This window comes from Planctomyces sp. SH-PL62 (assembly GCF_001610895.1).
Lineage (GTDB): Bacteria > Planctomycetota > Planctomycetia > Isosphaerales > Isosphaeraceae > Paludisphaera.
This window is the reverse complement of the sequence record NZ_CP011273.1, coordinates 1,409,126-1,433,766: the sequence shown is the minus strand read 5'-3', so window position 1 is coordinate 1,433,766 and position 24,641 is coordinate 1,409,126. Positions and strand designations below refer to the sequence as shown.

The window sequence follows — 24,641 nt, the reverse complement described above, 5'->3', positions numbered from 1 at the left end:
ACCATCGGGGCGTACGGATTCGGCGGTGGACGCCGCGCGGCGGGCCCGTCGACATCTCACCTCGGACGACGGAGGATCGCCATGAAGCCCGCTCGCACTCGCCGGGAATTCCTGAACCTCGCCGGGGCCTCGCTGCTGATCCCGATGCTCGACTCTCCGCTCCGGGCGGCGGCTCCCGCGCCCTGCTCCCCGGTCGGAATCGGCCGCTGCAAGAGCTACGAGCCGGCGGCCGTGCTCCGGGAGCTGGAAGCGCTGATGGATCGGATCGGCGGGCTCCGACAGGTGGTGGCCGGCAAGACGGTCGCCGTGAAGGTGAACCTCGTCGGAAACGTCCGCGAGGATACGCTCGGGAAGGCCGCCAATCGGACGTATCAGGTCCACCCCTCGGTCGTCCTGGCGACGGCCGCGCTGCTGGATCGGGCCGGGGCGAGGCGCATCCGGTTCCTGGAGAGCACCCACCAGAAGCAGGACTTCGAGCCGTATCTCCACGCCGCCGGCTGGGACCTGAACGCCATCACCGCGACAAAGACCCCCGTCGAGTTCGAGGACACCCGGAACCTCGGCAAGGGTAAGAAGTACCACGAGGTGAAGGTGCCGTGGGGGGGTTCGCTATTCCCGGCCTACCACGTCAACCACTCGTACGTGGACTGCGACGTCTATATCTCGCTGGCCAAGCTGAAAAACCACGCGACGGCCGGGGTCACGCTGGGGATGAAGAACAACTTCGGCGTCACGCCGATCGCCCTCTACGGCCAGAACGAGGCGGACGAGAACAGCACCAGCAGCCGCGCCATGTTCCACGACGGCAAGGGACGGCCGGCCGACGGGCTTCCCCAGGAAATCGCCCCCGACTCGCCCCGACGGCCGACCTTCCGCGTCCCTCGCCACACCGTCGACGCCGTCGGCATCCGGCCGATCGACCTGGTGATCCTCGACGGGATCGAGAGCTGCTCGGGCGGCGAAGGCCCGTGGGTCCCCGGCGGCCTCAAGGTTCAGGAACCCGGCCTGCTGATCGCCGGCCGCAACCCCGTCTGCACCGACTCCGTCGCTACGGCCGTGATGGGCTACGACCCGATGGCCGCGTCGGGCACGGGCCCCTTCCCCGGCGACAACCACCTGGCCCTCGCCGCCGCGCTGGGCCTGGGCTCGAACGATCCGAGACAGATCGAGGTCGTCGGCCTCTCTCTCCAGGAAGCCCGCCATCCCTATGGCTGGGAGCCGCGCGAGCGGAACGCCTGAAGCCGATCGGATCGAATCGGGTCGAGGGGGCGCTCGACGGCCCCCTCGACCGAGGCGGCTCAGGGCGCCGCCTTCTTCGTGATCGGCTTCGCCTTGGCGGGGGCCTGCGTCTTGACCCCGGCCATGGGGTCCGGAATGTTGTTCATATCGGTCTGGCTGGGCATGCCAGGCTCGATCCCGCTCGATCCGCAGCCGGAAAGCAGCACGGACACAGCCAACACCACGATCCAGGACGCCGTTCGTCGCATCGATTCAAACTCCGGTCGCATGACTTTCCATCCACTCGAATTCAACTCGCGGCCGTAGCCCGACTCCCTCGGGAGCCGGGACGGCCGCATCCGTCGGCCGATCGTCCCGACGCGATCAGTAGGCGTCGGCGCTGAGGACCTCGCCCATGTTCCGGGTGCCGAGCGCCCACCACGCAGGGAGGCTCACGGAGTCCTTGATGAACCGGACGGAGCCGTCGGCCATGGCCATGTTCACGCCGCCGGAGTGGTTGCTGGCGGGGGGCAGGGAGTCCTGCGCGGAGCCGTCGGGCCCGGCGAACGAATTGCTGGCGTAGCAGGTCAGGCTGTTCGGCGGCCCCACATGGTTGTAGCGGTTGACCACGTAGTTCCAGGGATAGCCCACGGTCCAGAGCCGGCCGTTGTAGTTCGAGACGCCGACGGCCGTCGCGGGGAGGCTGTTGCAGGCCGCGAGGAGGGCCAGGGTGGTCGGCGTCCCGGGGGTCGGGTTGTTGATCGTGACCGGCACCCCCGCGGCGAACGCCCCTCGCTTGGAATTGGCCGACTTCCCGGGGTAGACCGGCGGGGCGCCGTTGAGGCCCAGCAGCCGCTCGCTGAACAGCGCGGTGTTCGAGGTGCCGTCGGTCACGGCCTGGATGCCGATCGCGTTCGTCGTCGGCGCGTTCGCTGCGTCGCCCCAGTAGGGGGAGAGGATCGTGCCGCTGAAGGTCTGGATCTCGCCCGGCCCTCCCCAGTTGCCCATGTAATTCAGCGCCCCCCACGGCGGGGACGGCCTCGATGCGGCCCCGTCGGAGGGGCAGAGATAGGCCGCGACCTGGGTGAAGCAGACCGTCGTGTTGATCGTGGTGCCGCCGGGATCGGCGTACGAGAAGCTGAAGTTGTACGCGTCGAACAGCGGCTGCTGCTCGATCTGCGGGAGGATCGACACCGTCCAGCAGTAGCTCCACTCGTTGACCCCGTTCCCCCGGACGCCGTTCGCGCTGTAGGCGGTGGCCGCCGGGAACAGGTCGCCGAGCGGGAACACGTTGTTCTGCGAGACGTAATTGTGGGCCGCGAGACCCAACTGCTTGAGGTTGTTGGTGCACTGGGCCCGACGGGCCGCTTCCCGCGCCGCCTGCACGGCCGGCAAAAGCAGGGCGATCAACACGGCGATGATCGCAATGACGACGAGCAACTCGATCAGCGTGAATCCGCGACGTGAATGCATCTACGCTTTTCCCCTGACTGGAATCCAGGAATAATCGAAATCAACGGCGCAGCCGTAAGGCTACCCCTCACAAAGGCTTGAGAAAGCCCTCTCGCGGGAGGCCCCTGTGAAAACGTCTCGCCGCGAGGCCCCAAGCCGACCTCCGCTGGGACTGCGGCGTGCTCCAAGATGCATAACCTTAAATCTTAAGACAATGCTTTCCAGTCGACAAGACGGGGTCGTCGACAAAATTCATCATTGATTTCAAGATATTTGAATTCATAATATTATAGGCCGGATTTACATCATATTGCGCCGCTTGCGCTTCCGTGGTGCACGCCCGACGGGTTCGACCCACACGCCATGTCGGATCGGCGAGGGTCGGGAACCATCGCGACCTTCTCCGGAAGCGGCGAGTTCGGGCCGAATCGCAGCCCGACCCCCGAGTCGCTTCCGCCAGATTCCGGTGGGCGTCCCCACGAAGAATCAGACGAATCGATCGGGAGCGGAGCGATGTTCCCGAAAAACCTCATCCTCGCTCGACGATTCGCGGCCCCTATCGCTCGCCCGCCACGACGGATCGCGGCCGTTGGATCCGTCAGCCTTCCCGGGACAGGCTCTCTAGAGGGATTTCAGGTACTCGACGAGGTCGGCGACCTCCCCGGGGGCGAGGCCCAGCCGGAAGTGGCCGTCGTAATGGCGGACGACTGCTTCCAGGGTCGAAAAACGACCGTCGTGGTAATAGCCCCCCCTGGCGTGGGTCCAGAGGCCCCGCAGCGGCGCCGTCCGGTAGCGGAAGGTGGGCGACCGATTGGACTGGAAATCGTCGATGCCGATTTCGGCGGGCGTGTGCAGCCGTCGGTCGGCGTCGGTGAACGAGGGGGGGGCGTGGCAGGTGGCGCACCTGGCCCTGCCGCCGAACAGCACCGATCCCCGCGCCGCCGCGGGCCCGTCGAAGCTTCCACGTGGAGGCGAGGGCGCGGGCAGGGAGAACTGGTAGGCGCGAAGCTCGGCGAGCTTCGGGGTGACGCGGTCGACCCGGCTGCGGACGTCGAAGAATCCGTTGGCGGCGGCGACCGGGAACTGGACCGGATCGCGCATCCGGTCGTCCTGGAACCTCCCCTGACCGTGCATCTCCAGCACGGCGACGAAGGCGTTCCAGTAGGTGACCGTCCCCCACGCCGTCGAAGTGGCGACGTCGACCCCGGCCATGCCGAACGCCGGCGGGATGAGGGACGCGCCCGGTTTACCGTCGGGGCGGAACGCCTTGCCGTCCAGGATCAGTTGGGCGTCGAACTTGCCCGGCCCCCAGCTGTTCAGGACGGTTCGCACCGTCTCCTCGTCGGTCCCCAGGACGGCGGCGAATGGCTCGACCGAGGGCGCGGCCGCCACGATGGCGCCGACGTTGAGGTCGCGGTTGGCCCAACCATCCAGCCGACGACCGATCCCGGGCGCCAGCGAGTCGTCCACCACGGAATGACAGAGTGCGCACTGGACGCCGAACGACCTGAGCCGCTTCCCGTCGTTCGAGAAGAAGCCGGTCACGCCGACGACGGCGTTCATCCGCAGCAGGTCCAGCGTCACCGCCGGATCGGCGAGGTCGACCCGGCCGTGGCGGAGTTTCTGCTTGAAATGCGGAGTGAGGGCCTCGGAATCGACCTTGAGGCCCAACCCAAGGACCTGCTCCGGGCCGAGGGTCGCGACCGTCTCGTGCAAGCGCAACGCGCCGCCCCAGAAGGCCTCGTCGCCGAACGTGTCATAGCGGAACGTCCGTCGCCCCTCGGCGATCTGGCCGTCCCCCGGGCCGTGTCGGTCCCCGGGATGGTGGCCCGGCGGCCGTCGCGGATCATCCGCCCTTCTTGATCTCCCGAACGAGGCCCGCGACTCGGCCTCCGGGCCCTGGTCCTGGGGCTCCGATGCGGCCGTCATCGCGGCGGTCGCCGCGACCGCCAGACCGACCCACCAGAGGATCCAACGTCGCCGATTCCGGTTCGATGCCATCTCAGCCTCCTGGCGCCGACGATTCTCGATGCGCGCACCCCGTGCGGCCCCGACCGCGATGCGCGCGGGTCACGTTCCAGCGATCTGATTCATGGTCAGCCGCGCCTGCAAAACGCGGATGACGATCCGATACGCCCCCCCCTGCGCGAAGATCGAAACAAACGCCTGCGCCGAGTGGTCGCGCAGGACGCTTCAACGTCTCCGGCCGGAGATGGGCGATGCCTGAAGAGAGTCGACGGCCGCTCGCAGCGGGTTCGGGATTACGCTCGCCCGAGACCTGCGAGGACGTTGCGGACGATTCGATCGCAACGCTCCCCGTCGAAAGCGTAGAGCCGTCGCGACTCCTCGCCGATGCGATGGTCGATCCATCGCTGCAAGGCCGACCGGGCGCGATAGAGCCGTACTTTGACGTTGCCCGGCCTCAGGTTCAGGCACTCGGCGGTCTGCTCGGTGCTCAGCCGTTCCACCATCCGCAGCGTGAAGACGACGCGCAATTCCTGCGGAAGGGCATCCACCGCGGCGACGAGCAAATGGTGCAGCTCCTTGAGGCTCGCCTCCTCAAATCCGTCCCGGTCGTCGGCGTAGGAAATCACGGCTTCCTCCCCCACATCGGCCGGGGCGACGAGTCGCAGACGACGCTGTTTCCGCAGCCGGCCCATCGCTTCATGGACGGCGATCTTCGTGAGCCACGTCGAGAACCGCGAACGCCCTTCAAATTGAGGGAGGTGCTCGAAGGCGTGAAGATACGCCTCCTGCACAACGTCCTCCGCCTCGGAATCATTTCCCAGGATGCTCCGGGCCACTCGAAAGAGGAGTTGATTGTATCGCCTCATGAGCAGCTCGAAGGCTGCGGTGTCGCCCGCGACGACCCTGCGGACGATCTCCTCGTCCGCGAGCGGCTCGGCCGTCAGGCCCGATCGGTCATCCGGCGGGTCGGCCTGTTCAGCGAGCATGGGCGTAGGATTCCGTCGGCCTCGCGGCCCACCCGAAGGGCAGCCACGCCTCATGCCGATAAGCCGCCGCCCGCCCGAGCGCGAAGGCCCCAACCGCCATGACCAGATCGCGGACGGCGACGTCCAGGTGCCCGCCGACGACGAGCGTGGCGGCGATCAGGATCAGCCAGGCCATCACGACGTAGGCTCCCAGCCGGGTGAACTTCGTCAGAACCGCCAGGCCCGCCACGATCTCGATGCAGCCGACCACGTGCATGAAGGTCGACGTGGAGACCGGCAGGACGCTCGAAGCATCGCCGGGCAGATACCCGGACCAATCGGTCAGGAGGTTGAAGAACTTGTCCACTCCCGCGATCAGCGGCGTCAGCCCGTAGGCCAGGCGGAGCGGGAAGTAAATCGACGACAGACTCTCGGGTTTGTCCGCAGCCACGTTGGCCTCTCCTCGGGTCAGGTAAGCGTATTCCGAGCCACCTCCTTAACAGAGTCGACGAAACGCAATCGGTTACATTTCCTCGGCCGAGAATCTCGAATCGCTCCCGGCGGCTTTCCAGCCAGCCGATCGAGGCCTATCGCCAGGGAAGGTCGAGGGCCTGATGCACGACGGCCGTCTTCCGGTCCTGGACGAAGACGGCGATGCGAGTTCGATCGGGGTCGGCGTCGGCGGCGAGTTCCAGGGGGAGGTCGACGACGGCCTTCGCGCCCGGCTTGAGCGTGACGAAGTCGTGGCGGGTCTGGCGGGCGGGGTGGCTCGCGATCAGCGTCTTGCCGGCGTTCTCCCCCTTCTCGACCTTCGTCACGACGCCGTTCTCGCGGACGACGGCGCAGACGAGAAGATCGCGGCCCAGGACGCGCGGGGATTCCGTACCGACGGCGATCTCGACATGCCCCGAGCGACGGTCCGGCTTCAGACTCAGCGTGGCCTCGATCGTTGCGAGCGGCTTCTTGTTACGGGCTCGGCGGATGGCGGCCTCGGCGGCGGGGCGGTCGCGACCGTTGACCGATTGCTCGCCGTCGATCATAAGCATCGGCGTGTAATACAGGCCGTAGCTCGCGGGCTTGGCCTTGTCGTACACCTCGTTGTAGACCGCCTGCCGACGGCTGTGGAGCGGGTCGGAGAACCGATCCTTCCAGGGCTCGTCGAAGTAATCGACGTGGAACGCGATCGGGACGATCGCCGCGTCGGCCTCGGCGAGTCGGCCCAGGATCGCCTCGGCCTCGGGGCACATATCGCACCCCTGCGACGTGTAAAGCTCCACCAGCACCCCGCGGCGCACTCGCCCCTCGCTCGACGATTGGGCCGAAGCCGCGCCGACGCACAGGACTAGCAGCGCGATCGCCACGGTCCCGATTCCGATCCTGATCCCTCGCATGGCGCCTCCTCTTCTCACATCCCTCGATCGCGGCCCGCCGAGAGAGGGAGACGAGCGGGCTCCCTGAATATTCGATCCAGTCCCGACGAGCGTCGCCCCGTGATGAGCGAGGGAATGCTCTGGCTGACGCTGGATTCCGCTTCGCAATCCCGCCTTGCGCGACATGGTCCTTGATGGGGGATTCCCGCGCCAGGAATCATCCGTCGACGCGAAACCGGCCGCCACGCCCCAGGAAAACGCAAGAGAAAATGGACGAACGAACCCAATCGCCGACGCGATCATCGATGTCTAAATTTCATGACGAAAAGAACATGCGTCAAATGGCTTCGTCCGGCCGATCGTGGAACGAACCCAATTTCCCGGGTGACGTCTTCGCGTCTCGGTCACGACTCCGGGCGATGGGACCAGACGTCGGGCGAGGCGAGCCAGGGGGATCGGGGGATGGCCGCCAGATCGAAGCGGTCGACCCAGTCCCGGGGGTGCGAAGGGACCGGCGAGTCGGTCCAGCCGAAGGAATGGGCGAGTTCGCCGATCAGGCGACGGGGGTCGACTCCCTGCTCGCGGAGGGTGGCGAGCTTGATGGAGCCGTCGCGTTTGGCGAGACGTCGGCCGTCGGGGCCGAGGACCAGGGGGACGTGTCCGAACTGGGGAAGCGTCCAGTCCAGGGCGTGGTACAGGAGGATCTGCCGGGGCGTGCTGGGGACCAGGTCGTCGCCGCGGATCACCTGGTCGACCCCCATCAGGGCGTCGTCGACGACGACCGCGAGCTGGTACGACGGCCCCAGCCCGTTGCGGCCCACCAGGAAGTCGCCGCCGAGCCGGGCGGGGTCGACCTCGCGACGGCCCAGGAGAAGGTCGTCCCAGGCGATCGTCCCGGCCGGCGTGCGGAACCGCCAGGCGAACGGGCGGTCGCCCAGCTCGGCGGCATCGGCCGCGCCACGGCCCGAGCAGAGGCCCGGGTAGGTCGGGCCTTCATCCTCGGCGTGAGGCGCGGCGGCGGCCCGCTCGACGTCCGCCCGCGTGCAGGTGCAAGGATAAACCCGCTCGGCGGCCTTGAGCCGTTCGAGCGCCTCCTCGTAGACCGCCCGGCGCTGCGACTGGACGTAAGGCCCGCGCGGGCCGCCCAGGTCCGGGCCTTCGTCCCAGTCGAGACCCAGCCAGCGGAGGTCGACCAGGGCGGCGGCGGCGGCCTCGGGACGGGCGCGGGAGGCGTCGAGGTCCTCGACCCGGAGGACCACCGGGCCCCCGGCGCGTCGGGCGGCGACCCACGCGAGGAGGAACGTCCGGGCGTGGCCGACGTGCAGCCCTCCCGTCGGCGACGGCGCCAGTCGGCCCGCGCCCGCCCTTCGGTCCTGTCGGAACGTCATGATCGCGGTCCCGCGGCCGAGGCGCCCGGGAACGTCGACTGGACTGGTCGCGGGCGGGCCGTTCGGTTCTAATCGTGGCTTGAGTCTAGCGGGTCGGCCCGCGAGCCGACCAGTCCGTCGGTCGCCCGTCACGCGCCTTAGCCAGGAGTGCCTCGCCGTGGACGCCGAGTTGAAGCGATCCGCCAAAGCTGTGATCGATCGGATCATCCATTTACGAGACTCTCTTTGACTTGGGCGAAAAGCAGACTCGCCGCGACTCCCTCCAGGCTGAGATGGAAGGGCCGTCGTTCTGGAACGACCAAGACAAGGCCAAGGCCGTCATCGCCGAGCTGAAGACGCTCAACGGCGTCCTCAAGCCGTTCGAAGAGCTGATCAAGCAGGCCGACGACCTCGCCGCAGCGATCGAGATGGCCGAGGAGCTGGAGACCAGCGAGTTCGACGCCGACGTCCAGTCCGCCGCCGAGAAGGCGGAGAAGGACTTCGCCGCGTTCGAGCTCCAGTCGATGCTCAGCGGGCCGAACGACCACTGCAACGCCATCGTCACCATCCACGCCGGCGCCGGCGGCACCGAGGCCTGCGACTGGGCCGAGATGCTCATGCGCATGTACCTGATGTGGGCCGAGAACCGGGGCTTCTCCTCGCAGATCACCGACCGTGAAGACGGCGGGGCCGCGGGGGTCGCCGAGGTCACGCTCTACCTCAAGGGGCCGTACGCCTACGGCAATCTCCGAGGCGAGACCGGCGTGCATCGCCTGGTCCGCATCAGCCCGTACGACTCGGCCGCGCGACGGCAGACCTCCTTCGCCTCGGTCGACGTCATCCCCGAGGTCGACGACACCATCGACATCGTCCTCAAGGACGACGAGCTGAAGCGCGACGTGTTCAGGGCCGGCGGCCCCGGCGGCCAGCACCAGAACAAGACCGAGTCGGCCGTGAGGTACACCCACCTCCCGACCGGCGTCGCCGCCGAGTCCCGGGGCGAGCGGTCTCAGCACAAGAACGACGCCATCGCCCTCGCCAACCTCAAGGCCAAGCTCATCCGCATGGAGGAAGAGAAGCGCGAGGCCGAGTATGCCAAGAAGTACGACGAGAAGGGCGAAGTCAGCTTCGGCAGCCAGATCCGCTCCTACGTCCTCCAGCCTTACCAGCTGGTCAAGGACGCGCGGACGGGCCACGAAGTCGGCAACCCCCGATCCGTACTCGACGGCGGCCTCGACGGCTTCATCGAATCGTACCTCCGCATGAAGCTGGCCAAGGGCGCCGACGCCGGCAGGAAGTAAACCCGCCGTCCGTCCGACCCAACGTGTCGGGGAAAGGGGCGCGACCGGTCATGTCCGGCGCATCTTGGAAGCTCGAACAGGACGACGAACTCGTGACGATCCGGACGCCCGCCGTCCGGATCGTCTTTCGTCGCGCCGAGGACCGATGGACGCATGAGTTCGGCCGCGATCAGGGCCCTCCCCTGGTCGCGGCGATCGAATCCGGCGCCGGGACGGCCGACCCCTCGCGGGTCCTCAGCCCGGTCTACCAGGAAGTCCAGCACCACGCCTTCGACGACGACGAGCGCCGGGTCCGCCTGCTGCTGACCGGGCTGCTCCACCGCCACCATTTCTCCGCCGTCCTGACGGTCTCGACCGGGGACGCCGGAGAGACCACGACCATCGATTTCGACGTCGCCGATCGCTGCCGTGACGCCGTCGTCAGCCTGGCCGCGACCTATGACGTCCGCCTCGGCGCGGGCGAGTTGCAAGAAGCGGACGGCTTCAAGATCCGATGGAGCGGCGGGGCGCTCGGCGAGGACGCCCTGAGCTTCTCCGCGGCCGACGGGTCCCTCCTGGCGATCGCCGAGAGGGGGCCGCGAGCCGTCCAGGCGCAGGCCCTCGCGAGCCTGTCCCCCGGCGCGTTCACCCATCGACTCCGTTACCGCTGGATCTGGGCCAGCCGCTCGGATCGCACGCGGTAGACCGCGTACGCACCCTGCGCGTGCAGCCGTTCGAGCACCCCGCGCGGAGGCGACTCGGCGCGGTCGGACGCCGCGACGACATAGTCGGCCCCTTGCCGGACGGCCAGCGCGGCGAGTCGGTCGTCCGACATCGCGTCGTACCGGGCTTCCAGCCGGTGACGGCCGTCCAGATAAGCCCGGACGAACGCCTCGGGCGTCCCGTCGAAATCGACGTGATCGCGGAACCGCTCGTACCAGTCGCGAAGGCCCTCGGCGTGGTACGGGCTCCCCGCCCGATTGAAGGCCCAATCGCGCTGGGACCAGAGCCGGAACCCCTTCGGCCCGGGCGGCCCGACGAACCGCGCCGAGGACGGCGTGTTCTCGCGGCACCAGACCGCCAGCCGCTCGATGTCGTTGATCGGCCTGGGGGCGAACCGACAGCGCGCCACCAGCCCGCGAACCACCTTCAGGTCCGACCAGCGATGATCGGTCGGGACCAGGCCCGCGACCAGAGCCGCCGCCGGCAAGGCCCACGCGGCGGCCGTCGCCAGGCGGAACCGACGGGGCGTCCACCCTCCCGAGAATCCCATCGACCGATCCCCGATGAGGCCGACGACGATCCCCACGGCGGCCGCCCCCGCCAGTGTCCGCTCCCCGCGCTCGGTGTCGTGGTTCGCCAGGAACGTCCCCGCCCAGGCCAGGAGTCCGAGCAAGACGACCGTGCGGACACGGCCCCCGAGCCGCTCCCCGGCGGATTCCAGCAGGGTCATGACGACCTCGATGCCGGCCACCGTCACGAACAGCCAGTCGCCCGTGCAGCCCACCGGAATCAGGATCGCGCGGAGCCTTCCCGACCAGTCGCCCCGACGCCACAGCGCGACGACCCTGCCGCTAACGAAGATCAGGCAGAGGCCGCGGCCGAACGTCGCGACCCGGAAGGGCTGGAAGACCGTCGCCCCGACGTGCCGGATCATTTCCACCGCCACCCAGGAGGCCGCCAGCCAGACGAGCACCACGCCCAGCATCAGCACGAGACGGAGCCGCGCCGGATCGGGCCGGGTCGGTTCGGCGTCCTGGTCGCGGCGTCCCGAGGACGCCAGCAGGGCCAGGACCGCGAGCGCGAGGTACGCCCCCGCCGCCAGCCACTGAGGCTCTCGCCAGAGATGTGGGAGCATGTGCTGAGGGCTCTGAAGCTCGACGGTCAGGAGCCGGAAGGTCTCGGGCGGCAGGCCTTCGTGCAGGTTGCCGAACGGGGCGAGGTTGGCGACCAGCCCCGGGACGATCGCCAGTCCGGTCGCCAGCGACGCCCCGATCGCCAGCCGCCAGGAGGTTCCCGTCCGGCCGCGGAACAGGGCCCAGGCGCCCCAGGAACCCGCGAAGATCAAGGCGAGCTGCAACCCCATCGACGGGTGGACCCAGGCCGCGGCGCCGATCGCCAGGGCCGAGGCGGCCCACCCCTTGCGCGGATCCTCGACCGCGGCGGCCGTCGCCAGCCAGCCCAGGGCCAGGGCCGTCAGGCGGTCCAGCAACATGGCCTCGAACAGGTGGTTCGTGCCGATGTTCCCCGCCTTCGCGGCCAGGAACAGGGCGACGGCGACCCAACCGACGGCCGAACCGCCGCCGGGGCAGGCGGCGACCGCCAGCCGGTGGAACCCTCGCACGCTGACGACGAACGTCGCCGCGAAGAGCAGGGCGAGCGCCGCCGAGAGGCCGACGACCTGCGACAACCCGCCGATCAGCCCGAGGGCGCCCCGGTGGGGGTTGAAGGCGTCGAACGACCGGACGAACGGGTCGTCGGCGAAGACTCGGGGGTCGAGGCTGTGGAGCAGCAGCGGGAGCCGGTGCGCCTGGTCGCCGTCCAGGCTGTGATAGCCCTTGAGGGTGAGATAGAGCCCGAGGACCAGGAGGACGAACCCCCACGGCGCGGCCTCGCTTCCCCTTCGCTCCTCGATGCCGAGTCCCAGCGCCATCCTGACGACCCTCGCTCCGCCCCGCGATCGCCCCGCGCGGGGCGTCCTCCGGAGGGCGAGTGTAGTCCGACGGCGGGGTCGGTCAACGCCAGTCCGGCTCGACCGGCCGCAACCGTCGGGCGTCGCGCTCGGCCTTGAAACGCTGGAGGTCGGCGAGGACTTCGGGGTCGAACTCCGAGGGGGTCGGCTCAACGGCCCGGGTCGGCTCCGGCAATTCCAGACGCGGAGTCGGACGGACGGCTTCCGGGAGGCGGGCGGCGGCGACCTGGCCGTCGGACTCCTCGACCGCCGGGACCGCCTCGGCCGGCGCACTCAGGCCGTTGCGCTGAATGTGCTCGACGAACCGGCGGACCGGCGGCGACTCCCAGATTTTGGGGACCGGCTCATACTGGCGATTCCATTCGATGGCCTTCGAGCGGTCCATCATCCGGCCCGCCCACTCGAACTGGCCGGAAAGCGACTCGGCGTACTTCTGGACGCCGGCCACGAGGAAGGCGGCAGCCAGCGTCCCCTTGGCGGCGCCGAGCAGGAGGCCCGCCATCTGGTTGTCGCGACGGGTCTCGACCTTCCCGGAGGCGTCCGGGCGTCGGGCCAGCTTGATGAGCAGCGTGACGACGCCCACCACCACGATGTAGGAGGCCGCGGCCGACGTCCACCAGAGCATGCGATCCATCAAGGCCGGATCGACCTTGGGGAGCCGGGCCAGGACGTGGGGCCTGGCCTGGTCCCGCACCGGATCGGCCAGGTAGAAGCAGGCCACGAACCCCGCGATCCGCACGGCCTGGCTGACGAAGCCTCGCAGCCAGCCGCGGATCGCAGCGATCAGGACAACCGCGCCCAAGGCCAGGTCCAACCCCATTTTCCGCAGCCTCCCGACCATAGGTCGACGAATCCGTTGTCCGGTTATTCGTCGACCGCGGCGAATTCTTGAATCCCCGATGCCCATCGCAAGCCGTGTCGGACCTCATCGGTCCCTCGCGGCCTGGACTTGAGGAAATCCAGGTCGACTACAGAAACTGCGGAATCCGGCCGGGACCGACCGTGGGCTCGGTTCAGTAGCCCTGGGCTCTCAGGTGGGCCACGCTGCGGGCGATCCGCCGCTGGCGTTCCTCGAGCCCCGGCTCAGGCTCACCGCCGATCCCCTCGATCTCGATCGTGTAGGCGCCCTGATAGCCGACGCCGTCGAGGATCTCGCGGACCCGGGCGAAGTTCACGGCCCCGCCGTCGCCGACGGCCGGGAAGTACCAGTCCTCCAGGCCGCCTCGGTTGTCCTTGACGTGGACGTTGCGGACGAGGTCCTTGACCTTCTCCAGCTCGTCGCAGGGGTCGACCCCTTCGTTGTAGTAGGCGATGTTGCCCGTGTCGAAGTTGAGCAGGACGTGAGGGTGCCGGACGTCGTCCATCAGGGCGAGCATGGCGTCGGCGTTCTGGGTCGGCCCCTTGTGGGTCTCAAGCGCCAGGACGACGCCCACCTCGGAGGCGGCGTCGCCCAGCCGTCGGAGGTTGGCGACGGTCGTCCGGCGCTGGTCGTCGTCTGCCGGCTGGCCGGCGCCGGTCACGCAGATGGAGACCTGGAACCACTTCGCGGCGAACCGGATCCGCCGCTCGGTGAGGGCCACGCCCTCCTCGGTACGGATGTCGGCCCCGCCCACGTTGCAGCCGCTGACCTTCACCTCGTGCTTCGCCAGGTGGTCGACGAACGCCTGGGCCGTCGCGTCGTCGGCCTTCTCGGTGACGACGGCGGATTCCGGGATCACCAGGCCGCCGAAGTCGTGGCCGCGGAGGGCGAGTTCCAGGTGGTCGATCCCCGCCTTGCGGATCATCTCGACGGCCGTCCAGACGCCGTCGGCGCCGTAGCAATTGCTGAAGCAGCTCAGAATCCGCGTCATGCTCAGGGTTTCTCCTCGGTTCGGATCACTTCCAGGGACACCGGGAACTCGCTGGAAGGGTCGATCACCCGCAGCGCCCGGCGTCCGTCCAGGACGTCGAGCAGCAGCGAGCCGCAGAGCTCGCCGCGCCAGCCTTCGGCCAGACTCGGGCGGCGGCCGTCCGGGCAGCCGTCGAGCCGCCACCGGATCAGCCGCTTCAGGTCGGACGTGTTGGCGACGAGCGAGCCGGCCACGCGGTTCTCCAGGCAGCACTGCGCCAGCGCGGCGGCCAGCAAGTTCGCCACGGTCGACGCGCCGGGCGCGTCGTCGTGACGGGGGGCGAGTTCGGGAAGCTGATCGTCGGGGACGGCCCGAGCCGCCTCGATCGCCGCCAGGATCTCGTTGCTCCGCTGGATCAGGTTGGGCCGGTTGAAGTCGCGGAGGGCCTCCAGGTCGCGACGGGAGGCCGGCATCCGCTTGGCGACGGCCACGAGCAGGTCGTCGCGCATCACCTGCCGCATCGGGCGGTTCTGCCGTCGCGCCTCGTCCTCCCGCCAGTCGGAGAGCCGACGCGCCGCCTCCAGCGCGCGGCGGTTGAGCTGGTGGAGCCCGGGCAGCCGCCGCCAGCGGTCCTGATCGGCGCGCTCCTCGACCGAGACCATGAAGTCCTGGAATTCGGAGTCCGCCCACTCCCGACGGCCCAGCCGGTCGAGTTCCCCGCCCAGCCGAGCCTGGAGGTCCAGGAGGAAGCGGACGTCGTCCAGCGCGTACCGGACCTGCGCGGCCGTCAGCGGCCGCCGCCGCCAGTCGGTGCGGGTCTCGCTGCCGGAGATCGTCGCGCGGAGGACCTGCCCCACCAGATTGGTGTGCGACAGCGGGTAGCTGTAGCCCACCAGTCCCGCCGCGATCTGGACGTCGAACACCCGCGCGGGGAGCGCCCCGGTGCGCATCAGGCAGATCCGCATGTCCTCGCCCGCGGCGTGCATCACCACGTCGATCTCGGGGTCGAGGACCACCTTCCAGAAGGGCTCCAGGTCGCCGACCGCCAAAGGGTCGACGACGGCCAGCCGCCGCGAGGTCGCGACCTGGATCAGGCAGAGCACCGGCTCGAACGTGTCCTCGGACACGAACTCGGTGTCGAAGCCGAACCGGCGTTCCTCGCGGATGTGTTCGACCAGCTCTTGCAGCCCGGCCGCCGTGGCGATCAGGCTCTCTTCGCGCGAATCAGGCATAAACCGTTCACCCCGCCGTCGCCCAGGACCCGTGTGGCGGGCCGCTCGCGAAACCCGCCGGCGACGTGCGGTTCCGGACCCGTTCTCGTTGGATGGAAGCTCGCCTCAGGTCGGATTCCGCAGGAAATCGAGGATGGCGGCGTTGAACGCCTCGGGATTCTCGACGGGCGAGAGGTGGCCCGCCTCGGGGATCTCGGCGAGCCGCGCGTCGGGGAGCGCCTCGACGATGGCTCGGGCCTCGTCCGGCGGCGAGATCGCGTCCTTCTCGCCGACCACCACGAGGGTCGGAACCGTGATCGTTCTCAGGTCTTCACGACGGTCGGGCCGGGCGGCCATGCCCCGGAGGGCCCCCGCGACGCCCGACGCCGAGGTGGCCTCCATCATCGCCCGGATCGGCGAGACGAGGGCCGGGCGATCCCGGATCGTCGATTCCGCGAACAGGCGCGGCAGCATCGCCTCGACGATCGCCCCGGGGTGGCCCGCCTGGAGCACTCCCCTCGCCGACTCCTCGCGCAGCCGGGCCGCATCGAGCGTATCGGCCGCAGCTCGGGTGTCGGCCAGGATCAGGGCTCGCACCCGCTCGGGATGCTTCAGGACCAGCGCCAGCGCGACGTAGCCCCCCATCGAGAGGCCTCCCATCGCCACCGGCTCCGTGACGCCCAGGCCGTCGAGCATTTCCACGACGTCCTCGGCCATCTGGTCCATCGTGTAGACGGCGTCGGGGGCGGGCGATTCGCCGTGGCCGCGGAGGTCCGGCGTGATCGCGCGGAACGAGGGGCTCAGGGCGCGGACCTGCTCGGCCCACATCGCGCGGCTCAAGGGGAAGCCGTGGAGCAGCACGACGACCGGACCGGTCCCTTCATCGTTGTATGCCAGCAGCATGGCCGTCCCTCGCGAAGTCGCGCTCCCGGCCCCGCCGCGGGGACGCATAGACTATTTTAGTCGCTGATCGACCGAAACGCGAGGAACCTCGGCGCGACGACAGGTCGGGTCGTACCCGTCGCGCTGGCGGACGTGGGACGATCCGCCTAGAATGGGGCCTTGGCGGCCCGTTTCGTCGCGGCCCCGCCGATCCCCCTTCCCCCAGGACCTCCCATGTCGACCCCCGACCAGTTGTACGACCAGGCCGTCGATCTCCGCGACCAGGGCGACAAGCCCGGCGCCGTCGCCAAGCTCGAAGAGGCCGTGGCCGCCGACCCGGCCTTCGCCATCGGCCACGGCATGCTCGCCAAGCTCTACGCCGACCTCGCCGAGGCCGACAAGGCCATCGCCCACGCCCAGAAGGTCGTCGAGCTGGAGCCCGAGGACGCCTTCAGCTACACCGCGCTCTCCGTGATCTTCCAGCGTTGCGGCAAGATCCCCGAGGCCGAGCACGCCAAGGCCGTCGCCTGGCAAAAGCAGCACGGGCTCGAATGACCACCCCCGGGGGAGCACGTTCCATGCGATCCAGCCTGCTCGTCGTCCTCTCGACCCTCGCGATCGTCGGCCCGGTCCTCGGCGACGAGCCCCCCGCCCCGGAGCGGATCGCCCCGTGGCTCGAAGCTCGCCGCCAGGTCGTCACGAAGCTCTACACCGACCTGCACCAGAATCCCGAGCTGTCGTCGCAGGAGGTCCACACCTCCGCGAGGATGGCGGAGGAGCTGACGAAGCTCGGCGCGAAGGTGACGACCGACGTCGGCGGGCACGGCGTCGTCGGCGTCCTGGAGAACGGCCCCGGCCCCGTGGTCCTGCTTCGCACCGACATGGACGGCCTCCCCGTCACCGAGGAGACGGGTCTCCCCTTCGCCAGCAAGGCCCGCGGGCTCGACCCGCAGGGCCGCGACGTCGGCGTGATGCACGCCTGCGGGCACGACCTCCACATGACCTGCTTCATCACCACGGCGGCCTGGCTGGCCGAGCACAAAGACCGCTGGTCGGGGACCGTGCTCCTTGTCGCCCAGCCCGCCGAGGAGACCCTCAACGGGGCCCGCGGCATGTTCGACGCCGGGCTCTACACGCGGTTCCCCAAACCCGATTTCGCACTCGCCCTGCACTGCAAGGCCGACGGGGCCGTCGGCGACGTCTACTTCCGGCCGGGCCCGATGCTCGCCAACTCGACCTCGCTGGACGTCGTCGTCCGGGGCCGGGGGGGGCACGGCGCGATGCCGGACAAGGCCGTCGATCCGATCGTGCTGGCCGCGCTGGCGATCCTCGACTTCCAGACGATCGTCAGCCGGGACATCCCGCCGACCGACCCGGCCGTGATCACGGTGGGTTCGATCCACGGCGGATCCAAGCACAACATCATCCCGGACGAGGTCAGGCTCCAGCTCACCCTCCGCTCCTACAAGGAGTCGATCCGGCTCCGTCTCATCGAGGGGATCGAGCGGCGGGTCAAGGCCCTGGCCGCCGCCCACCAGGCCCCGGAGCCGACCGTCGAGATCGTCGGGAGCACGCCCGAGACGTCGAACGACCCGGGGCTGTACGAGCGGCTCGCGCCGGTCTTGAAGCGGGCGCTCGGCGAGGATCACGTCTCCGTGGTCGACCCGGTCATGGGGTCGGAGGACTTCGCGCTCTACGCCCAGGACGGCGTGCCGATCATGATGTTCTGGCTCGGGACCGTCCCTCGCGAGCGCATCCAGGAGGCCGAGGCCAGGGGCCTCCCCCTGCCCGGCCTCCATTCGAAGTTGTACCACCCCGAGGCTGAGGCCAGCGTCGCCGTCGGCGTCCGCGCGATGACCGCCGCCGTGACCGACCTCCTCCCGCCGAAAGCCCAGCCATGATCGACGCCCCGCCTTATCAACTGCTCGATCCCGACCCCCTGGAGAGCCCCTCGCTCCTGATTTTTCGCGACCTCGTGGAGCGAAACCTGGACGCGATGATCCAGATCGCGGGGGGCGTCGACCGCCTCCGCCCGCATGCGAAGACCCACAAGTCGGCCGACGTGATCCGGATGTTCCTGAAGCGCGGCGTCCGCAAGCATAAGTGCGCCACCATCGCCGAGGCCGAAATGCTCGCCGAGGCGGGTGCGGACGACGTGCTGCTCGCCTATCCGCTGGTCGGCCCCAATCCCGATCGGTACGTCCGCCTGATCGCCGCCTTCCCCGAAACGACGTTCCGCGCCCTGGTCGATTCGCCCGACGCGGCCCAGCAGCTCTCCCAGGCCGCGAGCGGACGCGTCGGGCCGATCCCGACGCTCATCGACCTGGACGTCGGTATGGGGAGGACGGGGATCGCCCCCGACGACGCCGCCTTCACCCTCTACGAGAGCCTCGCTCGGCTGCCGGGCCTCACTCCCGACGGCCTCCACGCGTACGACGGACACCTGAACGACCCCGACCTGGAGACGCGGACCCGCGCAGCCAGGGCCGCCGAGGAAGTCGTGCTGTCGTTCCGCGACCGCCTGATCTCGCAGGGGCTGCCGGTTTCCCGCCTGGTGATGGGGGGGACGCCGACCTTCGCCATCCACGCCTCGTTCCACGCCCCCGGCGCCGAGTGCTCGCCCGGCACGGTGACCTACCACGATCACAGCTACGCGACGAAGTTCCCCGATCTCCCCTTCACCCCCGCCGCGCTTCTGCTCACCCGCCTGGTGAGCCGGCCCCGTCCCGGCCGCGCCTGCCTGGACCTCGGCCACAAGGCCGTCGCCGCCGACCCGTCCGGCCCACGCGCCTTCCTCCCCGCCCTGCCCGATGCGAAGTTCATCGTCCACAGCGAGGAGCATCTGGTCATCGAATCCCCTTCGGTCGACCACCTGCGCATCGGCGAACCGCTGCTCGCCATCCCCACCCATGTCTGCCCGACCTCCGCCCTGCACCGTCGGCTCCTGGTCGTCGTCGACGGCCGCGTCGTCGACGAGTGGGAAGTCACCGCGCGCGATCGTCATCTGCGGTTCTAGCCGCCCCTCCCGTCCGGGATTGCCCGAACGGGCAGAGGTCGAGGACGACGCACCGCGCGCATTGGGGATGCGCGTGGTGGCACACCCTCTGGCCGTGGAGCATCAACGCCTCGTGGTTGTCGTACACCTGCTGCGCCGACCAATCGGCCGGCAACTGGGCTTCGAGTAGGGCGTGCGACGGGCCGACGGCCACGGATGCGGGGATCAATCCCAGTCGCACGGCGACCCGGTGGTGATGACTGTCCACCGGAAGGGCCGGCATCCGCAAGCGGCTGAAAAGCAAGGTCGCGGCGCTGGTCTTCGGCCCCACGCCGGGGAGTTCCTCAAGCCAGGCGCGAGCCTCGACCACCGGCAGGCCCGCGAGGAAGTCGAGCGACAACTCCCCGCCGCGACGCTCGGTGATCGCGCGGAGGACCTGCTGGACTCGCGGGGCCTTCTGTTCGGGCCAGGTGCAGGGTGCTACAGCTTCCTGCACCTCGGCCGTCGGCGCGTCTCGCACCGACTCCCACGTCCCGAACCGCGACCGCAACTGCTTGAACGCCCGGCCCGATTCGGCGTTGCGCGTCCGGTGCGACAGCAGCGACGAGACCAGTTCGCTCAGCGGGTCGAACTCGTGGAAATAAGGGATCGGACAACCATACGCGGTGCAAAGTCGGTCGTGGACCGCCATCGCCAGGACGCGGACGTCGTCCGCCACGGCTGCGGGGCGCTTGTTCAAGACGGGTGCCTCCTCGACAGCCCTTCCCCGATCGAAGGCGGGGCGGACGGATGAGGGAAGGTGGAAGCAAAACCAGTGCCGTCGACGATTCGAGCCGACGCCCCCCGGTTGGTCGGCGCCGCGACGGTGAGTCGAGGTGGCGAAACCGCCGGCAGCCCTGTAGAATCTTTGTTCATCAACTGGTCTGGCGACGGGCGCGACCACTTCGGGGCTGACCTATGACGCGTGCACGATCCCGCCGGACCGCCTTCGGGCTCGCCGCCCTGCTCGCCCTCGCGACCTTCGCCGCGGCCGAGGAACCCGTTGCGTCGGGCGACCCCGCGGCGGTCGAGTTCTTCGAAAAGCAAGTCCGGCCGATCTTCGTGGAGCGTTGCGTCGGCTGCCATGGGCCCGAAAAGCAGAAGGGGGACCTTCGGCTCGACTCCCGCGCGGCGGTCCTGGACGGCGGGACCTTGGGCCCCGCCGTCGAACCTGGAGACCCCGACTCGAGCCTGCTCGTCGACGCGATCCGTTACGGCGACCTCAAGATGCCGCCGAAATCCAAGCTGCCCCCCGAGGAGATCGAGATCCTCGCGCAGTGGGTCGCTCGCGGCGCGCCCTGGGGCGTGGAGGCCGAACCGACGGCCTCGGCCGGCCCGCGAACGGGCCTCGACGGTTCGCCGGAGTTCTCTCGTCGCGCCGAGTTCTGGAGCTTCCAGCCGATCCGAGCGGTCGAGCCGCCGGCGATCGAAGGCCCTCGCGCCGACTGGGTGCGAAGCCCGATCGACCGATTCCTGCTCGCGGCGATGGCCGGTCGCGGCCTGGAACCGGCCGGAGAAGCCGATCGGCAAACCCTGATTCGTCGCCTGACCTTCGACCTGATCGGCCTCCCTCCTACTCCCCAGGAGGTCTCGGCGTTCGTTGCGGATGAGCATCCTGGGGCCTATGAGCGGCTCGTCGACCGGCTGCTCGCGAGCCCCCAGTACGGCGAGCGTTGGGGACGGCACTGGCTCGACCTAGTACGGTTCGCCGAGACGGCCGGGCACGAGTTCGACTATGACCTGCTGAACGCCTGGCAGTACCGCGATTACGTCGTGCGGGCCTTCAACCGGGATCTCCCATACGACGAATTCGTCGTCGAGCAGATCGCCGGCGACCTGCTGGCGACCCCCCGGCGCGATCCGGTCGACGGCTCGAACGAGTCGGTCCGGGGCACCGGGTTCTACTGGCTGGGCGAAGGCGTCCACTCCCCGCTTGACGTCCGCGATGAGGGCGTGCGGAGAGTCGACAATCAGATCGACGTGCTGTCCAAGACGTTCATGGGCCTCACGGTGAGCTGCGCCCGCTGCCACGACCACAAGTTCGATCCGATCAGCGCCCGCGACTATTACGCCCTGGCCGGCTTCCTGCGAGGCACGCGGCATCAGCAGGCGTTCCTGGATTCCCACATCCGCATCGACCCGATCGTCGCCGACCTGAAGGCCCGGAAGGAGAGCCTAGCCGACCTGCTCGACGAGGCCGCCGCGCGGCTCCCCGTAGATCGGAAGGACGCAATCGAGGCGCTCCTCGGCCCCGGCCCTGCGATCCCGACGCCCGACGGCGACTTCCCGCCGGGAAGGCTCGCAGCCTGGCGAGCGAGCGGAGACGCTTTCGAGATCGCGAACGAGGCGCGAGGCTTCCGGGTCGATCTGCGCGAGGAGGCTCCACGGCTGGTCGCCGCGCACGCGGGATCGCTCCACAGCGGGCTGGTCTCGGACCGTCTCCAGGGGGTCGTCCGCTCACCCACGTTCACGATCCGCAAGCCATTCCTGCAAGTCCTGGCATCGGGGAGCGGCGGGCGGTTCAACATCGTGATCGACGGTTTCGAGAAGGTCCGCGACCCGATCTACGGGGGCCTGACCAGGGGAGTCGACGCGAAAGGCGGGCCGTCATGGATGGGCTTCGACGTGCGGACCTGGCTCGGCCATCGAGCGTACATCGAAGCCTGCGACGGAGCCACCGCCGAGTTCACCGGCGCGACCGCCCGCCCGGTCGACGGGCGCGGTTGGCTGGCGATCCTCGCCGTCCGCGAGGCCGACGAGCCGGGCGCGCCCGCTCCCCCTCCACCCGCTCCCGCGACGATCGCCGTCGACGACCTGATCCGTGAACTTCAGACCGGCGACTCCCCCCTGGCCTCCCGCCTCGCAGCGGCGTTGTCGGAGTACCGCGAGATCGAGTCGCGCGTCCCCGACCCGATCCTGGCCCCGGCGGCCGTCGACGGCGACGGCGAGGATGAGTTCGTCATGCTGCGCGGCAATTCCAGGACCCTCGGCGAGGCCGTCCCACGGCGGGTCCTCGCAGTTCTGGGAGGCGCCGCCCCTTCTCCCTCGACCTCCGGCAGCGGACGGCTCGACCTGGCCTACGCCCTGGTGGACGTCCGCACGAATCCGCTCACGCCGCGGGTCCTGGTCAACCGGATCTGGAAGCAGCATTTCGGCGAGGGTCTCGTCCGGTCGCCCGACGACTTCGGCGTGATGGGCCAGGCTCCGACCCATCCCGAACTGCTCGACTGGCTGGCCTCGGAATTCGTCCGCCGCGGCTGGTCGATCAAGGCCATGCACCGGCTGATCCTGGGATCGGCCGCCTACCGGATGGCCAGCCGGGCGACCCCGGACGCCGATCGCATCGACCCGACCAACGCCCTGCTCCACCGGATGAACGTCCGACGCCTGGAAGCCGAGGCCGTCCGCGACGCCCTGCTGGCCGTCTCGGGGCGGCTGGATCGACGGGTGGGAGGGCCGAGCGTGGCCCCGCACCTCTCGCCGTTCATGGAAGGCCGGGGACGCCCCGCCACGAGCGGCCCGCTCGACGGCCAGGGCCGACGGAGCCTCTACTTGCAGGTCCGGCGCAACTTCCTGAACCCGATGTTCCAGGTCTTCGACGCCCCCGTGCCGTTCTCGACGATCGGCCGGCGGCATGCGTCGAACGTCCCGGCTCAGGCCCTCACCCTGCTCAACGACCCGCTGGTCCTGGAACTGGCCGACGCCTGGGCGGGCCGCCTGCTCGCCGAAGTCGGGGCGGATCAGGACGACGTAGGGCGCATCGAGAGGCTGTACCGAGAGGCCTTCGGCCGGGCGCCGACGGTCGAGGAGATCACGCGATGCTCGGCCTACCTGGAGGCGAGGAAGGGGGTCGAGCCGTCGTCTCCCCGAGCCGTCTGGGCGGACCTCGGCCACGCGCTGTTCAACGTCAAGGAATTCGTCTACGTCGATTGAACGTCGACGCCGGGCCTCGTGGAGCCATCGCCATGCATTGCGGCCGATTCGCAGCCCCGGCCACCCGCCGCCAGATGCTCGTTCGATGCGCCAACGGCTTCGGGGCGATGGCGCTCTCCGCCTTGCTCCCCCGGCCGAGCCTCGGTGCGGACGCCGTGCCGGGGGGGCTCCACCATCAGGCGAAGGCGCGAAGCGTCATTTTCCTGTACATGGACGGCGGGCCGTCGCAGATGGATACGTTCGATCCCAAGCCGCGGCTCGACCGCGAGCATGGGAAGCCGATCGCGGTGAAGACCGCCCCGACCCAGTTCAACAACGTCGGCGCGGTCCTCAAATCCCCCTGGAAGTTCCGCCGGTACGGCGAAAGCGGCGCCCCGGTCAGCGACCTCTTCCCCCACGTCGCGCGCCACGTCGACGACCTGGCGATCGTCCGGTCGATGACCTCGGAATTCTCGGAGCATACGGCGGCCAACTACTTCCTCCACACCGGGAGCGGCCTTCAGGGGCGTCCGAGCCACGGGGCCTGGACCACCTACGGGCTGGGGGCCGAGAGCGAGAACCTTCCGGGCTTCGTCGTGCTCGACGGCGGCCTGATCCCGCCAGGCGGCCTGGACTGCTTCAGCAACGGATTCCTGCCGGCGACATTCCAGGGATCGGTCTTCCGCCCCGCCGCCGAGGCCGTTGCCAACATCCGACCGGTCGAATCCGCGCCCGGCGGCCAGCTCCGCAAACTCGACCTGATCCGCGACCTCGATCGGGGCGTCGCCGAACGGATGGGCCGGCCCGACGCGCTCGAGGCCGCGATCGCCAATTACGAGCTGGCCTACAAGATGCAGTCGGCCGTCCCGGACCTCATGCAGCTCGACGGGGAATCCGCCGCGACCCGCAGCCTGTACGGCCTGGACGACGCCTTCGAGCCGACCCGGATTTTCGCCCGCGAATGCCTGATCGCCCGCCGTCTCGTCGAGCGCGGGGTCCGGTTCGTCGAGGTCCTGTGCCCGTCCGTGGGCCACGACCGCTGGGACCAGCATTCGAGCCTCAAGGACGGGCACGAGCGCAACGCCCTCGCCGTGGATCGGCCCATCGCCGGCCTCCTCGCCGACCTGAAAGGCCGAGGGCTCCTCGACTCCACCCTGGTCTTCTGGGGGGGCGAGTTCGGCCGCACGCCGATGGCCCAGGGGAGCGACGGCCGCGACCACAACCCGTTCGGCTTCACCGTCTGGCTAGCTGGCGGCGGGATCAAGGGGGGGGTGATCCACGGCGAGACCGACGACTATGGCTATCACGCCGTGGTCGATCAGGTCACGATCCACGACCTCCACGCCACCATGCTGCACCTGCTCGGCCTGGACCACAAGCGCCTGACCTTCCGGTTCGGCGGCCGAGACATGCGGCTCACCGACGTCCACGGCGAACTCGTCACGCCGATCCTGGCGTGAG

The 24,641-nt window shown here is 69.4% G+C and carries 21 protein-coding genes; 8 read left to right on the top strand and 13 right to left on the bottom strand.

Annotation, left to right across the window (positions count from 1 at the left end):
• Nucleotides 1-81 precede the first annotated feature (81 nt).
• Nucleotides 82-1,239, top strand: a complete 1,158-nt coding sequence (locus tag VT85_RS05610) for a DUF362 domain-containing protein (protein ID WP_068411759.1) — start codon at nt 82-84, stop codon at nt 1,237-1,239.
• A gap of 59 nt (nt 1,240-1,298) precedes the next feature.
• Here VT85_RS05610 and VT85_RS27385 read toward each other — a convergent pair whose 3' ends face one another.
• The 7 genes from VT85_RS27385 to gluQRS all read right to left on the bottom strand — a co-directional run bounded on the left by VT85_RS27385 (nt 1,299) and on the right by gluQRS (nt 8,361).
• Nucleotides 1,299-1,487, bottom strand: coding sequence for a hypothetical protein (locus VT85_RS27385; RefSeq protein ID WP_156512697.1), 189 nt, complete (start codon nt 1,485-1,487; stop codon nt 1,299-1,301).
• A gap of 115 nt (nt 1,488-1,602) precedes the next feature.
• The gene (locus VT85_RS05605) at nt 1,603-2,691 is read right to left on the bottom strand and encodes a DUF1559 domain-containing protein (protein WP_068411756.1); all 1,089 of its coding nucleotides are present in this window, start codon (nt 2,689-2,691) and stop codon (nt 1,603-1,605) included.
• A 600-nt stretch (nt 2,692-3,291) separates the two neighbouring features.
• Entirely contained in the window at nt 3,292-4,671 is a 1,380-nt protein-coding gene (locus VT85_RS05600) for a hypothetical protein (protein WP_156512696.1), read from the bottom strand.
• 260 nt (nt 4,672-4,931) lie between these two features.
• Entirely contained in the window at nt 4,932-5,624 is a 693-nt protein-coding gene (locus tag VT85_RS05595; protein WP_068411753.1) for an RNA polymerase sigma factor, read from the bottom strand.
• Nucleotides 5,614-6,054 carry a DoxX family membrane protein gene (locus VT85_RS05590; RefSeq protein ID WP_197491112.1) on the bottom strand — a complete coding sequence of 147 codons (441 nt, stop codon included), beginning with the start codon at nt 6,052-6,054 and terminating at the stop codon, nt 5,614-5,616. Before VT85_RS05590 ends, VT85_RS05595 begins: the two co-directional genes overlap by 11 nt.
• A gap of 136 nt (nt 6,055-6,190) precedes the next feature.
• Complete coding sequence (locus VT85_RS05585; RefSeq protein WP_068411749.1) at nt 6,191-6,994, bottom strand: DUF1223 domain-containing protein; 804 nt, start codon at nt 6,992-6,994, stop codon at nt 6,191-6,193.
• A gap of 383 nt (nt 6,995-7,377) precedes the next feature.
• On the bottom strand, nt 7,378-8,361 hold the full coding sequence (gene gluQRS / locus VT85_RS05580; protein WP_068411746.1) for a tRNA glutamyl-Q(34) synthetase GluQRS: 984 nt from the start codon (nt 8,359-8,361) through the stop codon (nt 7,378-7,380).
• A gap of 157 nt (nt 8,362-8,518) precedes the next feature.
• On the opposite strand from gluQRS, the gene prfB reads away from it, so the two are divergent.
• Together prfB and VT85_RS05570 are read left to right on the top strand one after the other, a co-directional pair.
• A protein-coding gene (gene prfB, locus VT85_RS05575; RefSeq protein ID WP_409999937.1) for a peptide chain release factor 2 occupies nt 8,519-9,641 on the top strand; the annotation gives its coding sequence in 2 pieces (ribosomal slippage) (nt 8,519-8,587 and nt 8,589-9,641; 1,122 coding nt in all).
• A gap of 50 nt (nt 9,642-9,691) precedes the next feature.
• Nucleotides 9,692-10,324, top strand: coding sequence for a hypothetical protein (locus VT85_RS05570; RefSeq protein WP_068411743.1), 633 nt, complete (start codon nt 9,692-9,694; stop codon nt 10,322-10,324).
• On the opposite strand, the gene VT85_RS05565 is transcribed toward VT85_RS05570, so the two are convergent.
• The 5 genes from VT85_RS05565 to VT85_RS05545 all read right to left on the bottom strand — a co-directional run bounded on the left by VT85_RS05565 (nt 10,282) and on the right by VT85_RS05545 (nt 16,255).
• Entirely contained in the window at nt 10,282-12,273 is a 1,992-nt protein-coding gene (locus VT85_RS05565) for a DUF6798 domain-containing protein (RefSeq protein ID WP_068411740.1), read from the bottom strand. The two genes, VT85_RS05570 and VT85_RS05565, sit on opposite strands and share 43 nt — an antisense overlap.
• 82 nt (nt 12,274-12,355) lie before the next feature.
• Nucleotides 12,356-13,126, bottom strand: a complete 771-nt coding sequence (locus tag VT85_RS05560) for a CvpA family protein (protein ID WP_197491111.1) — start codon at nt 13,124-13,126, stop codon at nt 12,356-12,358.
• A gap of 199 nt (nt 13,127-13,325) precedes the next feature.
• Nucleotides 13,326-14,162, bottom strand: a complete 837-nt coding sequence (locus VT85_RS05555) for a sugar phosphate isomerase/epimerase family protein (protein ID WP_068411734.1) — start codon at nt 14,160-14,162, stop codon at nt 13,326-13,328.
• A 2-nt stretch (nt 14,163-14,164) separates the two neighbouring features.
• Entirely contained in the window at nt 14,165-15,373 is a 1,209-nt protein-coding gene (locus VT85_RS05550; RefSeq protein ID WP_068411731.1) for a ribonuclease D, read from the bottom strand.
• Nucleotides 15,374-15,478: 105 nt separating this feature from the next.
• Nucleotides 15,479-16,255: an alpha/beta fold hydrolase gene (locus VT85_RS05545; RefSeq protein WP_068411727.1), complete on the bottom strand. Its 777-nt coding sequence runs from the start codon at nt 16,253-16,255 to the stop codon at nt 15,479-15,481.
• A gap of 213 nt (nt 16,256-16,468) precedes the next feature.
• Here VT85_RS05545 and VT85_RS05540 point away from each other — a divergent pair, with 213 nt between their 5' ends.
• The 3 genes from VT85_RS05540 to VT85_RS05530 are packed head-to-tail and all read left to right on the top strand — an operon-like array spanning nt 16,469 to nt 19,250.
• A complete protein-coding gene (locus VT85_RS05540; protein WP_068411724.1) occupies nt 16,469-16,789 on the top strand; it encodes a hypothetical protein in 321 nt (106 codons plus the stop codon).
• 23 nt (nt 16,790-16,812) lie between these two features.
• A complete protein-coding gene (locus VT85_RS05535; protein WP_068411721.1) occupies nt 16,813-18,135 on the top strand; it encodes an amidohydrolase in 1,323 nt (440 codons plus the stop codon).
• Entirely contained in the window at nt 18,132-19,250 is a 1,119-nt protein-coding gene (locus VT85_RS05530) for a D-TA family PLP-dependent enzyme (protein WP_068411718.1), read from the top strand. Before VT85_RS05535 ends, VT85_RS05530 begins: the two co-directional genes overlap by 4 nt.
• On the opposite strand, the gene nth is transcribed toward VT85_RS05530, so the two are convergent.
• A complete protein-coding gene (gene nth / locus VT85_RS05525; RefSeq protein WP_068421453.1) occupies nt 19,219-19,920 on the bottom strand; it encodes a Fe-S cluster assembly protein HesB in 702 nt (233 codons plus the stop codon). The genes VT85_RS05530 and nth overlap by 32 nt on opposite strands.
• Before the next feature lie 266 nt (nt 19,921-20,186).
• Between nth and VT85_RS05520 the strand changes: the two genes are divergently transcribed.
• Entirely contained in the window at nt 20,187-23,201 is a 3,015-nt protein-coding gene (locus tag VT85_RS05520; RefSeq protein ID WP_068411715.1) for a PSD1 and planctomycete cytochrome C domain-containing protein, read from the top strand.
• 32 nt (nt 23,202-23,233) lie between these two features.
• The gene (locus VT85_RS05515; protein WP_068411708.1) at nt 23,234-24,640 is read left to right on the top strand and encodes a DUF1501 domain-containing protein; all 1,407 of its coding nucleotides are present in this window, start codon (nt 23,234-23,236) and stop codon (nt 24,638-24,640) included.
• Nucleotide 24,641 lies beyond the last annotated feature (1 nt).